Consider the following 12981-nt stretch of genomic DNA (forward strand, 5'->3'; position numbering starts at 1 on the left):
TTCGTAGAAAATCCCCCCACCTCGAAAGAGGTGGGGGGATTTTTCATCTCGCTCGCTTCAGGAGTTGCTGCCGCTGAGGTCCGGGATGACGATCTCCTGGACTGCCCACTTGTTGCCGTCGGGGTCGGCGAAGTAGATGAATCGGCCCCAAGCCTGGTCGTCGATCGGGCTGATGTCGATGCCGCGGCTCTTGAACTCGCGCTCAGCCTCTTCGATGTCTTTGACCACTACCTGCATGCCGACGACGGAACCGGGCTCGGCGTCGGTGATTCCCTTGCCGATGCAGATCGAGCAGGCCGAACCGGGTGGGGTCAGCTGGACGAAGCGCAGGTCCTCGCTGACCGTGTGATCGTGGTCGGCGTTGAAGCCGAGGCGGACGTAGAAGTCCTTGGCGCGGTCGATGTCGGTGACGGGAATGGCGACCAGTTCGAGCTTGATGTCCATGACGTGCCCTTCATGTGATGGTGGATTCCGGCGACAGGTCCAGTGTTGCGGGGATTGCGGTCAGAAACGGTCCTCATTAGGCGCCCGGATGAAACTTTCCGAATTCCTTGTTGCTCCGAGAGTGCTTCTCTCACTGCTCGACCGATCCCGAACCAGGAGCGGATACCCCGACTCCGCAGCTCTGACGCATTCCGTCGAACGCGCCGCGCACGCCGACGCTCTCGGCTACCACCGGTTCTGGGTGGCCGAGCATCACGCGGTGCCCGGGATCGGGAGCGGGTCGCCGGCAGTACTGCTTGCCGCGATCGGAGCGCATACGCGCGATATCAGACTCGGGAGCGGTGGGGTCATGCTGCCGAATCACCAACCGCTGATCGTCGCCGAGCAGTTCTTGATGCTGGAGGCTCTGTACCCGGGGCGAATCGATCTCGGCCTCGGCCGATCGCTGGGATTCACGGAACCTGTTCGTCAGGCACTACGACGGAGCAAGGATGCTCCGGACACGTTTGCGTCCGATCTCGAAGAGGTGAGGCGCTATCTGGACGGATCCGCGGCAGTGACGGCACGGCCGGCGTCGGAGACCGGGGTGCCGATCTTCGTACTCGCGACGCGTACAGGTCTGAAAGTGGCAGCGCAGCTCGGGCTTCCGGTGGTCGTGGGTGGGCCGATACTCGGAACCGGGAGCACCGACCGGGTGGAGGCATTGGACGAGTACCGCCGAGCTTTCCGGGCCACCGACGCTCATCCCGAACCCTATGTGGTGGTTTCTCTCGAAGTGGCGGTTGCCGATACCACCGACGCGGCGCGTGAGTTGCTGATCCCGGAGGCATACGCGCTCGCAGAATCGTCACGGACGGGGGAGTTTCCGCCGCTCGCGTCGCCGGACGAGATCAGGCGCGCCCCGCGCAGTGATCGAAATGCCAGACGTATCGAGTCGTTCATGGCGTCGGCGCTGCACGGCACACCTGTCGAGGTGAAACAACAGCTTCACGATCTCGCCGAGCGGACCGGTGCCGACGAAGTGCTGGCGTCGACGTCGACGTACGACCGTGACACGCTTGCACTTTCGGACCGACTGCTACGTGAGGTGCTTTAGCGGTGTGGTTGATCTAACGGGGCACGTGAAACTCGAGCAGAGTGGCGACGGAGTCGTCGAGTTCGGTCCACGGCACCGGTACGGAGAGGACGGCGATCGCCGAAGTCGGGAACTTGTCGCGGATACGTTGGGCCGCTTCGGAGTTTTCGTTCGATGCGAGATCGAGTGCAGTCCAGGGAATTCCGGGTTCGTGTCCGACGATCAGGAGCGTCTTGACGTGGTCGGACGTGGTTCGCGCAGCTGCAATGACGTCTGCGGGTGAGCCGCCGTAGATGGACTTCTCGAATCCGGCGGGAGCTTCGATTCCCGTCGAGGCAAGGGTTTCGACGGTCCGCCGGGAGGTGGAGCACAGAACGGCGTCTACGGGCGGGACGTTTTCGCGGATCCATTCGCCGCCGATGCGGGCCTCACGCAGGCCCCGTTCGGCGAGCGGACGCTCGTGATCACGGATGCCCTCGGGGTAGCTGGACTTGCCGTGTCGCATGAGGACGAGGGTGCGGTGGTCGGCCATGCGTTCACGGTATCCGCTTTGTGCCCGTCAGTCCGGTTACTCTGGATGGTCAGGACCTTGAAGGAGGTTTTCGATGGCCGGTAAGAAGCTCGATCGAACTAATGCCCGAACTGCACTCGAGGTGGTACGCGAAAGCCCCACCATCGCTTTCATCACCGTTGCCCCGGCAGTGGTCGTGTTCGGCGTGGTGTGGTGGCTCTTCGGTTTCTGGGCCGCGATTCTTCTTGCGTTGGTGTTCGGTGTCGCGGCTGTCGCGACCCAGAAACTGCGTTAGAGGGCGCTCACCTGCGCAACTGCGCGGAGCGCTTCGCCGACCAGGAACCAGACCGTGACGGTCTTGTCGTCGACGCGGCTGCGCAGGACGACGTCGTCGCTGGAGACGATGGGGGAGAGGTACTCGATCAGTGCTCGATGCGGAACTGTACGCAGTTCGGTGCGCGCGCTGAGGACCTCTTCGACTGCCTGCCAGTAGACGGCGTTGTTGACGTGGTCGAACGGGTCGATATCCGTGGCGCGCAGAGCGAACGGCGTGTCCAGAACACCCGCGTCGTCCGCCTCCGGTGCGTTCTCGGCGAGGACACGCTTCCACTTCAGGCGATGCTCGTCGGTGGATTCTTCCAACGGCCGCATGAAGTCGTCACTCATCCGCGTGGGCATGCCCGACTCGGCGCTGATGTTGATCCAGAAGCCTTCGGTTTCCATCAGCGCGCCGTTGCTGCCGTCGAAGCGCACGCGCATGTTCGCCCATCTCGTGGAGAAGCCGGAGCACCAGCGAGTCATCGTCAACTCTTCCGGCCAGATCGCCGGGCGTACGACAACGACGACCGTACGACGCACTATCCAGAGCGGATGAGTGTCGATGGCGCCGGCGGCTTCGATGTTGTCGTTGCCGATGTCCTGCAGATAACGGGCGACGGCGTCGAGCCTGACCTGCTTGGCGACGTCGATGTCGCCGGTACGGACCGGGCGGGACTTGACGAAGATCGGTCCTCTGTCTGGCTGCGGCGCGAGCGTGAGATCTGGGTTCACGTGAGATTCCTGTTCGCTGGAGTGAGCCGATTCTGTCAGGCTTTTCAGCGAGTGGCGATTATCTGCTTTCCGCAGCCGGAACCGTCGACCATTCGTGCCACGGCGACGGCGGTGTCGGCAAGGGGATGAACGGAGTCGATCACCGGGGTGATGACACCTGCGTCGATCATTGCGGTCAGCACCTCCAGATCCTCGGCGTTCTCCGAAGCCATCAAAGACCCGAGCTTCTGAGATACGAACGGAGACAAGCACAGTGCGCGGATTTGGCGATCGATTCCGCCGAGCCACCGTCCGCCGTTCTCGCCGCCCACGATCACGAGCCTTCCGGTGCGTGTGAGCGCCCGTCGAAGATCTCGCAGTCGGCGGTTGCCGCCGGTGTCGATGATGACGTCGTACCGATGCGATCCGTCGGTGGCGTCGTCGACGCGGTAGTCGAGAACCTCGTCGGCACCGAGGGAGCGGACGGTATCGGTTTTCGAGGTGCTGCATACGCCGGTGACGAGCGCGCCCATGGCTTTCGCCACCTGCACCGCGTAGATCCCGACGCCACCGGATGCACCGAGAACGAGGACGGATTGCCCGGCCTGCACGCGGCCGTGGTCGCGCACGGCTTGCAGCGCTGTGAGGGCGGAGACCGGCACCGCTGCTGCCTGTGCGAACGACAACCGGGCAGGTTTTGCAGCAATCTTCGTCTCGAGTGCGCACGCGTACTCCGCAAACGAACCGACCGCGATCCCGTATACCTCCTGGCCGACTGCCACGCGGGTCACCGAACTGCCGACGGCCTCGACTCGGCCGGACACGTCCAGTCCGCGGACCCGGTTCCCAGGTCTGCGCAGCCCGAAACCCGCGAGGCGCAACGGATATGGCAGTCCGGCCATGAGATGCCATGCCCCGCGGTCGACGGACGCGGCCTCGACGCGAATCAGCACTTCGTTGTCGGCGACAGTGGGGCGCGGAATGTGGTCGAAGTAGAGAACGTCGGCTTCGCCGTAGCGATCCTGTACGACGGCGGTCATCAGTTCCTGCGGCATGCGAGTCTCCGTTCGTCGAATGCTTACACCGTAAGTATTGCACTTACGGTGTAAGTTCTGTCAATGTGGAGAAGCGCACAAGATTGACCCGAGATCACGTTGTAGGCGCTGCCGTGGCGCTTGCAGATTCCGTCGGAATCGATTCGATGACCATGCGGAAGCTGGGGACCGAACTGGGCGTCGAGGCGATGTCTCTGTACAACCATGTTTCGGACAAGGGGGATCTGCTCGACGGAATGGTCGACGCGGTCTTTGCGGAGATCGATCTTCCGACGCCGGGACTGCCGTGGCGAACGGAAGTTCACGCGCGAGCGGTATCGACTCGGGAGGTGCTGGGGAGGCACCCGTGGGCAACTCCGTTGATGGAGTCTCGAACGACGCCTGGTCCCGCGACCCTGCGCCACCACGACGCCGTCATCGGAACACTACGCGCTGCCGACTTTCCGGTCGCCCTTGCTGCGCATGCCTTTTCGATCATGGATGCGTACATCTACGGCTTCGTGCTGCAAGAGGTGAGCTTGCCGTTCGAAACAGCGCAGGAAACGACGGAACTGGCGAAGGCGATCATGGGCTCGTTCGAGAGCGGTCAGTATCCGCACCTGGCCGAGCTGACCACCGAGCACGTCCTAGCTCCGGGATACAGCTACGCCGCCGAATTCGCTTTCGGTCTTGATCTGATTCTCGACGGACTCGAACGTCTGCACATCGGGAGCGAACGATGATCTGACGTGAGTACCGGGTTAAAGTCGAGAAAACCGGGTTACCGGTCCAGACTTCAGATGTCCCGAAGAGGAGCTTTCTGTGCGCGCCATGGTGGTTACGGAACTGTCCGGTCCCGAAGGAATTGTCGCGCAGGAGGTTCCCGAGCCCGCAGCCGAAGGTCTTGTTCTCATCGATGTGAAGGCCAGTGGCGTCTGCTTTCCGGACCTACTCATCACCTACGGCAAGTATCAGATCCGCCCGGAACCGCCGTTCATTCCCGGCGCAGAGATCTCGGGCGTCGTGGTCTCCGCGCCGGAAGGGTCGGGTTTCGCTCCGGGCGATCGTGTTCTCGCGGCCGCGTATCTGGGCGGCTATGCAGAGCGGATTGCCGTCAACCCGGCGCAGGTACTCCGAATTCCGGACGGACTCGCCTTCGACGAGGCGGCCTCTCTGATCATCAACTATCAGACGATGGAGTTCGCGCTGGCTCGTCGCGCGAAGATCGTCGCGGGGGAGACGGTCGTCGTGCTCGGCGCTGCGGGCGGAGTCGGAACGGCAACCATCCAGCTGGCCAAGGCGCACGGCGCTCGGGTGATCGCCGTGGTACGACGCGAAGGCGTCGAGGACTTCTTGCGTGAGCTCGGTGCCGACGAGGTTGTCGCGCTGGCTCCGGGATGGGGAGAGCGGATTCGGGAACTGACCGACGGCGTCGGCGCTCAGATCGTGGTAGATCCGGTAGGCGGGGATGCGTTCGACGACGCGGTCCGGGTTCTGGCGCCGGAGGGGCGTCTTGTGGTTATCGGTTTTGCCGGCGGCGGCATTCCTCAGGTCAAGGTGAACCGGGTGCTGTTCCGCAATATCAGCATTGTCGGCGCGGCGTGGGGCGAGTTCACGCGCACCAATCCCGAAGCGGTAGCCGAGGTGCATGCATCGCTGGTAGAACACGTCCGGAACGGCTTGCGTCCGCTGGTCAAGGCACGGTATCCGCTTGCCGAAGCAGCAGTTGCCCTGGCTGATCTCGAAAGCGGCAAAGTTCTCGGAAAGGCCATCTTGCTGCAGGAATGATTCTTCGCAACGTGATGGTGCTCACCAAATAATAAGTTGCAACATGTTTTCATTTGGGCAATAGTTGCAACCGCACTACCATTTGCCAGGTGATCGCTTCCGATTCTGATGACCTGTATGGAGCACTCGACGAGTTGTTCACTCGCCTGATGAGCGCCGGTGATTCGGAGTCGATCGATGCGTTGATCGAACTGGATCTCTCGTTCTCTCAGGTGCGTGTGCTGTTCGTACTTGCACAACGTGATGCGGCGATCCCGATCAACGAGGTTGCCGACGAGCTTCGGCTCTCGGTGGCAGCTACGGGGCGGAACATCGATCAGCTCGTGAACATGGGTCTGGTCGATCGCCGTGAAGACGAGCGGGACCGACGCGTCAAGCGGGTTTCCTTGTCGGAGGCCGGTCGTAAGGTGACGACCAACCACATCGAGTGCAAGCGCGGCCAGCTTCGCGAATTCGCGTCGCGTGTTCCTGAGCCAGAGCGGATTCGTTTGTTCGAGGCTCTCAAGCCCATTCTCGCGGGTGACTATCTGCGAGCACTTAACCAGGAGACTTCGCGATGACATCGCCGAACGCGCCGGCACCGGCGTCCGACAAACTTGACGGGGCGGTCCTCAAGATCGCTTCCGTGGTGGTGCTCGGCGCCATCATGTCGATTCTCGACGTAACCGTGGTGAGCGTCGCGCTCACCACTTTTGCCGAGGACTTCGAAACTTCGTACGCCACCGTCGCGTGGACGATGACGGCCTACACGCTCGCCTTGGCGACGGTCATTCCGGTTACCGGTTGGGCTGCCGACCGTTTCGGCACCAAGCGCCTGTACATGACGGCCCTGGTGCTGTTCGTGCTCGGTTCGGTCGCTTGTGCGATGGCGTGGGACATCACCTCGCTCATCGGCTTCCGCGTGCTCCAGGGTCTCGGCGGCGGCATGTTGATGCCGCTCGGTATGACGATCATGACCCGGGCCGCCGGTCCGGACCGTGTCGGTCGTGTCATGGCAGTTCTCGGTATCCCGATGCTGCTCGGTCCTATCGGCGGGCCGATTCTCGGTGGTTGGCTGATCGAGGCCGCGAGCTGGCACTGGATCTTCCTGATCAACTTGCCGATCGGCATCATCGCTCTGGCTGCTGCGTTCATCATTCTGCCGTCCGACAAGGCGAAGCCTTCGGAGTCCTTCGACTTCCTCGGCATGATCCTGCTGTCGCCCGGCCTGGCGCTGTTCCTGTTCGGTGTGTCGTCCATCCCTGAGGTGGGAACCGTTGCGTCGGCTCGGGTTCTGGTGTCTGCCGGTATCGGTCTGGCACTGATCATCGCCTTCGTGTTCCACGCGCTCAACAAGGATCACCCGCTGATCGACCTGCACCTGTTCAAGAACCGTCAGTTGACCACCGCCGTCATCACGACGTCGCTGTTCATCGTCGCGTTCATGGGCGCCGGGTTGCTGTTCCCGAGCTACTTCATTCAGGTCGGCGGGCACACCACGCTCGCGGCCGGATTGTTGATGGCTCCACAGGGTCTGGGCGCTATGGTCACCATGCCGATCGCTGGTCGACTGGTCGACAAGATCGGCCCGGGCAAGATCGTCCTGACCGGTTTGCCGCTGATTCTCATCGGTTTGGGTGTGTTCACACAGGTTGCCTCGGATTCCCCGACGTGGCTGCTGATGGGCGCCTTGTTCGTCATGGGCCTCGGTATGGGTTGCACCATGATGCCGCTGATGACCGCAGCTATCGTGACGCTCTCCAACGAGCAGATCGCTCGCGGCTCCACTCTGATGAACATCGTTCAGCAGACCGCAGGTTCGATCGGTACCGCCGTGATGTCGGTGGTCTTGACCAACCAGCTTCTCGATCGTGGCCTCGATACGACGATGGTCGGTGCGGCGTCGCACATTCCGACCGAGCCGGGAAGTCCGCAGGAGTCTGCTGCGAATTCGATTCTCAGTGCGGCGTCGGATGCCTTCGGCAACACCTTCCTCGTTGCCACTGTGCTGATCGTCCTGACCCTCATCCCGGCGTTCTTCCTGCCGCGGAGCAAGACCACCAGGCCGGTGGCCGAGGGCGAGACGGCAACGCCGATCGTTATGCACTGACCGCTTTTCGGTAGATCGTTTGTCCAGATGAGGGCGGCACACATCTTGTGTGCCGCCCTCATCTTTTTGCCGTGGAATACAGCTGGATGGTTGAATGTTTGATCAGTTACATGCAAACGCATGGATCTAGTTCGCGGAGGAGCAACCATGCAGTTCGGAATCTTCACGGTCGGTGACGTCACCACTGATCCCACGACGGGTAAGACCCCGACAGAGCACGAGCGCATCAAGGCCATGACGACCATCGCCAAGCACGCCGAGGAAGTCGGTCTCGACGTCTTCGCGACCGGCGAGCACCACAACAAGCCGTTCGTGCCGTCATCTCCGACCACGATGCTCGGATACATCGCGGCCCAGACCGAGAAGATCACGCTCTCCACGTCCACGACGCTGATCACCACCAACGACCCGGTGAAGATCGCCGAGGACTACGCGATGCTTCAACACCTCGCTGAGGGGCGTGTCGATCTGATGATGGGACGCGGAAACACCGCGCCGGTGTACCCGTGGTTCGGCAAGGACATTCGCGCCGGTATCCCGTTGGCGCTCGAGAACTATCAACTTCTTCGCCGGCTCTGGGACGAGGAGGTCGTGAACTGGCAAGGGGAGTACCGCACACCGCTGCAGGGATTCACGTCCACCCCGCGCCCGCTGGACGGCGTCGCGCCGTTCGTGTGGCACGGTTCGATCCGCAGCCCCGAGATCGCGGAGATCGCGGCGTATCACGGCGACGGATTCTTCGCGAACAACATCTTCTGGCCGAAAGAGCACTACATCGAGCTGATCAATCTCTACCGCCAGCGTTACGAGCATTACGGCCACGGCTCCGCGGATCAGGCGATTGTCGGTCTCGGTGGTCAGGTCTTCATGCGCAAGAACAGTCAGGACGCGGTCAAGGAATTCCGTCCGTATTTCGACAATGCTCCGGTGTACGGCCACGGGCCCTCACTCGAAGAGTTCACCGAACAGACGCCGCTGACCGTCGGTTCCCCTGAGCAGGCCATCGAAAAGACGTTGGCGTTTGCCGATTTCTTCGGTGATTACCAGCGCCAGCTGTTCCTGATGGATCACGCCGGGCTGCCGCTCAAGACGGTGCTCGAGCAGCTCGATCTGCTCGGTGAGGAAGTTGTTCCGGTTCTGCGCCGTGAGTTCGCGGCCAGGCGGCCCGCACATGTGCCGGACAACCCGCCCACTCACGCGTCGATGAAGGCGGCTCGTGAGGCAAGCAGTGTCACTGCCTGACGAGCAACCGCCTGAGGTTCCGGTCAGCACCACCGAACTCGCCACCGACGCCTGGGAAGCCTTGTTTCGCGCCCAGGTGTCGGTACTGCGGCGGCTCTCTGCCGACGACGTCTGGGATCAGGTGTCGATGCGCGAGTACGACGTGCTGTTCACATTGAGCCTCACACCGAGTAGTTCACTTCGCCTGCATGATCTGAATCGCGAGATCCTGTTGAGCCAGCCGTCGCTCAGCCGCCTGGTAGAACGGTTGGAGGGCGAAGGTCTGGTATCGAGAAGTGTTGATCCACAGGATCGCCGCGGAACGATCGTGCAGCTCACCGAAGCGGGTGCAGCGCTGCAGAAATCAGTGGGTCGCCGTCATGCGGCGAGCATTCGTCGCCACGTCGGACCGGCCCTGGACGCGGATGAACTTCGACTGTTGGCCGAATTGTGCACGCGTCTGCGTCTCGCGCAGTCATGACTAGAGGCAGGATGGACGATATGAGCAACCTCGAAGCGCAGCCCGTCGAGCAGGAATGCGAAGGCCATCCGGCGGAGAGCGAGATTCAGATTCTCACCCCGCGCGACGTACCGCTCGGTGGCCCGCGGGCGATGCGAGTGCGTCGCACCCTTCCGCAACGCGAGCGTTCGCTGATCGGGGCATGGTGTTTTGCCGATCATTACGGTCCGGATGACGTCGGCTCAGGACCGGGCATGCATGTGCCGCCGCATCCGCATACCGGATTGCAAACGGTGAGTTGGCTGTTCACCGGAGAGATCGAGCACCGTGACAGCATCGGTTCCCATGCGATGGTGCGGCCGGGTGAACTGAATTTGATGACGGCCGGGAGTGGGATCGCGCACTCCGAAGTGTCGACGCCGAATACGAAGGTTCTGCACGGGATGCAGTTGTGGGTGGCGCTGCCGGATGCGGCACGCGATACCGCACCCGCGTTCGTTCACTATCGACCGGAGCCGGTGACCACCGATGGTGCCACGCTCAGTGTGTTCCTCGGCTCGCTCGCCGGTGACACGTCTCCGGTGTCTACCTTCACCGAATTGCTCGGTGCCGAGGTGATTCTCGATCCTGGGGCCGAGATCGCCCTCGATGTCGATCGTTCACATGAGCACGGCGTGATCGTCGATCAAGGATCGGTTGTTCTGCGTGGTACCACCGTCGGCTGGGCCGAGTTGGGTTATCAAGCACCAGGTTTCGGAAAACTGACTTTGCGCAATCCGGGATCCGAACCGGCTCGACTGCTACTTCTCGGCGGGAAACCGTTGGGCGAGCAGGTCATCATGTGGTGGAACTTCATGGGTCGTACCCACGAAGAGATCGTCGAGTATCGACGCAAGTGGCAGGCCGAGCTGGCCTCCGGATTCGACGGCAGCGTCCCGGACCAGCGTTTCGGCGTCGTGCCGGGATACGACGGCCCGGCGCTCCCGGCACCCGAGTTGCCGAACAGTACGTTGCGGCCCCGAGGCTAGTCGCTGCTGTTGCTGCTGCCAGCCGCGAGCATCGTCTCGATCAGGCCTGTTCGATGTCCTGGTGAGCCTTCGCGAGCATGATGTAGCCGGCGCCGTTGGCGGTGATACCGGCCTTTTCGCCTTCGGAGAGTTCACGTTTGACCTTGGCGGGCACGCCGGCGACCAGTGATCCAGGCGGGATTTGCATCCCCTGAGACACGACCGCACCGGCTGCAATCAGTGATCCCGAACCGATGTGTGCGCCGTTGAGCACCACGGCACCCATACCGACGAGAACGTCGTCTTCGACGGTGCACCCGTGCAGCACTGCGTTGTGGCCGACCGAGATTCGCTCGCCCAGCACTGCGGGGAACGTCGGGTCGGCGTGCACGGTGCAGTTGTCCTGAATGTTGGTGTCAGCGCCGATGGAGATCGATTCGGCGTCGCCGCGGATAACCGCGCCGTACCAGATGCTGGCTCCCGCAGCGATGGTCACAGCGCCGACAACGGTGGCGTTGGGTGCGATGAATGCACTTTCGTCGATCTGCGGGGTGTTACCGAGAACGGTGGCGATGATCGGGTTGGTCATGGTTCTCCTGTGCGTTGGAATGACGTGCTCTGACGGTACCTGGACTATTTCGGTGTGGACTTTCGATTCATGACTACCGTCCCGACACCCGCGGTCACCACCAGTCCGATGGCGACGAGTGTGAAAGCGTCGAGCGTTTGCCCGATCACGAGGACTCCGGCCAGTGCGGCCGCTGCCGGTTCGAGGGCGATGAGGACCGCGAAGACCTTCTTGGCCAAGGAGCGCAGCGCCCACATTTCCAAGCTGTACGGGATGACGGACGAGAGGATGGCGACGGCGGCGCCTGCGGCGAGCATCTTCGGATCCAGCAGTTCGCTTCCGCCCGAGACAACGCCGAAGGGGAGCGTCAATACGGCTGCGACGATGCTTGCGCCTGCCAACCCGTCGGCGCTCGGGAGCGTCGCGGCCAGGTGGGAACCGGCCACGATGTAGCCGGCCCACGCAGTCGCGGCGATCAACGCGAACATCACCCCGATCGGGTCCAATCCGGATTCGCCGTGATCGCCTAACCCGAGCAGCAACACTCCGCCGAAGGCGAGCAGTACCCACGCTCCGTCGGCCCACCGACGAGACAGAACTGCGGCCAGGGTGAGCGGTCCGAGGAACTCGATGGTGACGGCGGTGCCGATGGGCACCGTGTCGAGGGCGAGGTAGAAGGCGCCGTTCATCACGGCGAGGGCGATGCCCAGCGCGAAGATGCCTTTGCGTTGCCGGTTCGACCACCTGCTCCATCGCGGACGGACGATGACGCCGAGGATGATCGCAGCGATCGTCAGCCGCAGCGTCGTGGCTCCGGCGGGCCCGATCTGCGAGAACAATGTCGTCGCGAATGCCGCTCCGAACTGGAGCGACAGTATCGAGGTGAGGACCGCGCCGACCGGCAGTAGCTGACTGCCCGCCTTCATTCTCCGGTGAACTCGGGACTTCGACGCTCGAGCATCGCGGCGACGGCTTCGTGGTGATCTCGGGTGTGGTGGGCGATCGACTGCATGGCGGCCGAGAGTTCGAGCAGGCTCTCGAGGCTCTGGTGCTGGCCTTCGCGGAGGAGTTTCTTGGTCATGCGGAGTACCTGCGGGGGATTGGCGGCTACTCGAGCTGCCAAAGCGTGCGCTGCGGAAAGCAATTCCTCGGGTTCGGTGATCTGCGAGACCAGACCCCAGTCGAGTGCCTTCGCAGCATCGATGGGTTCGCCGGTGAACGCCATCTCGGCGGCGCGGGCGTTGCCGATCGTGCGGGGGAGCAGCCAGGCTCCGCCGTCGCCGGGGATGAGTCCCACCTTGACGAAGCTCTCGGCGAAGACTGCGGCGGTCGAGGCGATGCGGAGGTCACACATGAGGGAGAGGTCGCAGCCCGCTCCGATGGCCGGGCCGTTGACGGCTGCGATGGTCGGCACCTCACATGTGTACAGCGCGAGCGGAATGCGCTGGATGCCGTGCCGGTAGCCCTGGCGGATCTCGCCGGGAGCACCACCGAACATGCCTTCCTTGTCTCGCATGTGTTTGACGTTGCCGCCGGAGGAGAAAGCCGACCCGGCCCCCGTGAGGATGACCGCTCGCACACTCTGATCTCGGTTGACTGCGGTGACCGCGTCTTCGAGGGCCTCGATCATGTCGATCTCGGAGATCGCGTTGCGGGTGTCCGGGCGATTGAGGGTCCACGTGACCACATCGCCGGTTCGCGAGATCAGTACGGCGTCGCTCATGGGTGCTCCTGGTAGTCGATGGCAGTTGAGCT

The 12981-nt window shown here is 62.8% G+C and carries 16 protein-coding genes; 9 read left to right on the top strand and 7 right to left on the bottom strand.

What is annotated here, in order from left to right; genetic code table 11:
* Positions 1-57: 57 nt before the first annotated feature.
* Complete coding sequence (locus AC3WQS_RS24820) at positions 58-444, bottom strand: glyoxalase superfamily protein (RefSeq protein ID WP_003942070.1); 387 nt, start codon at positions 442-444, stop codon at positions 58-60.
* An 88-nt stretch (positions 445-532) separates the two neighbouring features.
* Between AC3WQS_RS24820 and AC3WQS_RS24825 the strand changes: the two genes are divergently transcribed.
* Positions 533-1540 (top strand): LLM class flavin-dependent oxidoreductase, encoded by a 1008-nt coding sequence (locus tag AC3WQS_RS24825; protein WP_492712430.1) that lies wholly within the window; start codon positions 533-535, stop codon positions 1538-1540.
* 13 nt (positions 1541-1553) lie between these two features.
* Here the strand turns inward: AC3WQS_RS24825 and AC3WQS_RS24830 are convergent, their stop codons facing one another.
* Positions 1554-2051 carry a SixA phosphatase family protein gene (locus tag AC3WQS_RS24830; protein ID WP_007728426.1) on the bottom strand — a complete coding sequence of 166 codons (498 nt, stop codon included), beginning with the start codon at positions 2049-2051 and terminating at the stop codon, positions 1554-1556.
* A gap of 73 nt (positions 2052-2124) precedes the next feature.
* On the opposite strand from AC3WQS_RS24830, the gene AC3WQS_RS24835 reads away from it, so the two are divergent.
* Complete coding sequence (locus tag AC3WQS_RS24835) at positions 2125-2325, top strand: hypothetical protein (RefSeq protein WP_003941897.1); 201 nt, start codon at positions 2125-2127, stop codon at positions 2323-2325.
* On the opposite strand, the gene AC3WQS_RS24840 is transcribed toward AC3WQS_RS24835, so the two are convergent.
* Entirely contained in the window at positions 2322-3080 is a 759-nt protein-coding gene (locus tag AC3WQS_RS24840; protein ID WP_492712432.1) for an acyl-[acyl-carrier-protein] thioesterase, read from the bottom strand. The two genes, AC3WQS_RS24835 and AC3WQS_RS24840, sit on opposite strands and share 4 nt — an antisense overlap.
* A gap of 44 nt (positions 3081-3124) precedes the next feature.
* Complete coding sequence (locus AC3WQS_RS24845) at positions 3125-4114, bottom strand: NAD(P)-dependent alcohol dehydrogenase (protein WP_492712433.1); 990 nt, start codon at positions 4112-4114, stop codon at positions 3125-3127.
* A gap of 65 nt (positions 4115-4179) precedes the next feature.
* Here AC3WQS_RS24845 and AC3WQS_RS24850 point away from each other — a divergent pair, with 65 nt between their 5' ends.
* The 7 genes from AC3WQS_RS24850 to AC3WQS_RS24880 all read left to right on the top strand — a co-directional run bounded on the left by AC3WQS_RS24850 (position 4180) and on the right by AC3WQS_RS24880 (position 10679).
* Positions 4180-4836 carry a TetR/AcrR family transcriptional regulator C-terminal domain-containing protein gene (locus tag AC3WQS_RS24850; protein WP_492712434.1) on the top strand — a complete coding sequence of 219 codons (657 nt, stop codon included), beginning with the start codon at positions 4180-4182 and terminating at the stop codon, positions 4834-4836.
* Between the two features lie 79 nt (positions 4837-4915).
* Positions 4916-5881, top strand: a complete 966-nt coding sequence (locus AC3WQS_RS24855) for an NADPH:quinone oxidoreductase family protein (RefSeq protein ID WP_070384960.1) — start codon at positions 4916-4918, stop codon at positions 5879-5881.
* An 89-nt stretch (positions 5882-5970) separates the two neighbouring features.
* A complete protein-coding gene (locus AC3WQS_RS24860) occupies positions 5971-6441 on the top strand; it encodes a MarR family winged helix-turn-helix transcriptional regulator (RefSeq protein WP_003941890.1) in 471 nt (156 codons plus the stop codon).
* On the top strand, positions 6438-7970 hold the full coding sequence (locus AC3WQS_RS24865; protein WP_003942006.1) for a DHA2 family efflux MFS transporter permease subunit: 1533 nt from the start codon (positions 6438-6440) through the stop codon (positions 7968-7970). The genes AC3WQS_RS24860 and AC3WQS_RS24865 overlap by 4 nt, the downstream gene beginning before the upstream one ends.
* Positions 7971-8117: 147 nt before the next feature.
* Positions 8118-9212, top strand: coding sequence for an LLM class flavin-dependent oxidoreductase (locus AC3WQS_RS24870; RefSeq protein ID WP_477994092.1), 1095 nt, complete (start codon positions 8118-8120; stop codon positions 9210-9212).
* Entirely contained in the window at positions 9199-9672 is a 474-nt protein-coding gene (locus tag AC3WQS_RS24875) for a MarR family winged helix-turn-helix transcriptional regulator (RefSeq protein WP_019744297.1), read from the top strand. The genes AC3WQS_RS24870 and AC3WQS_RS24875 overlap by 14 nt, the downstream gene beginning before the upstream one ends.
* 20 nt (positions 9673-9692) lie before the next feature.
* Positions 9693-10679, top strand: coding sequence for a pirin family protein (locus AC3WQS_RS24880; RefSeq protein WP_029254865.1), 987 nt, complete (start codon positions 9693-9695; stop codon positions 10677-10679).
* Between the two features lie 40 nt (positions 10680-10719).
* On the opposite strand, the gene AC3WQS_RS24885 is transcribed toward AC3WQS_RS24880, so the two are convergent.
* Genes AC3WQS_RS24885 through AC3WQS_RS24895 form a run of 3 tightly spaced genes read right to left on the bottom strand, consistent with a single transcriptional unit; the run spans position 10720 to position 12949 of the window.
* Positions 10720-11247 (bottom strand): gamma carbonic anhydrase family protein, encoded by a 528-nt coding sequence (locus AC3WQS_RS24885; RefSeq protein WP_003941993.1) that lies wholly within the window; start codon positions 11245-11247, stop codon positions 10720-10722.
* A gap of 44 nt (positions 11248-11291) precedes the next feature.
* The gene (locus AC3WQS_RS24890; RefSeq protein WP_020906830.1) at positions 11292-12152 is read right to left on the bottom strand and encodes an EamA family transporter; all 861 of its coding nucleotides are present in this window, start codon (positions 12150-12152) and stop codon (positions 11292-11294) included.
* Positions 12149-12949, bottom strand: coding sequence for a crotonase/enoyl-CoA hydratase family protein (locus AC3WQS_RS24895; protein WP_492712435.1), 801 nt, complete (start codon positions 12947-12949; stop codon positions 12149-12151). Before AC3WQS_RS24895 ends, AC3WQS_RS24890 begins: the two co-directional genes overlap by 4 nt.
* Between the last annotated feature and the right edge of the window lie 32 nt (positions 12950-12981).

This window comes from Rhodococcus sp. FW305-130 (assembly GCF_058788335.1).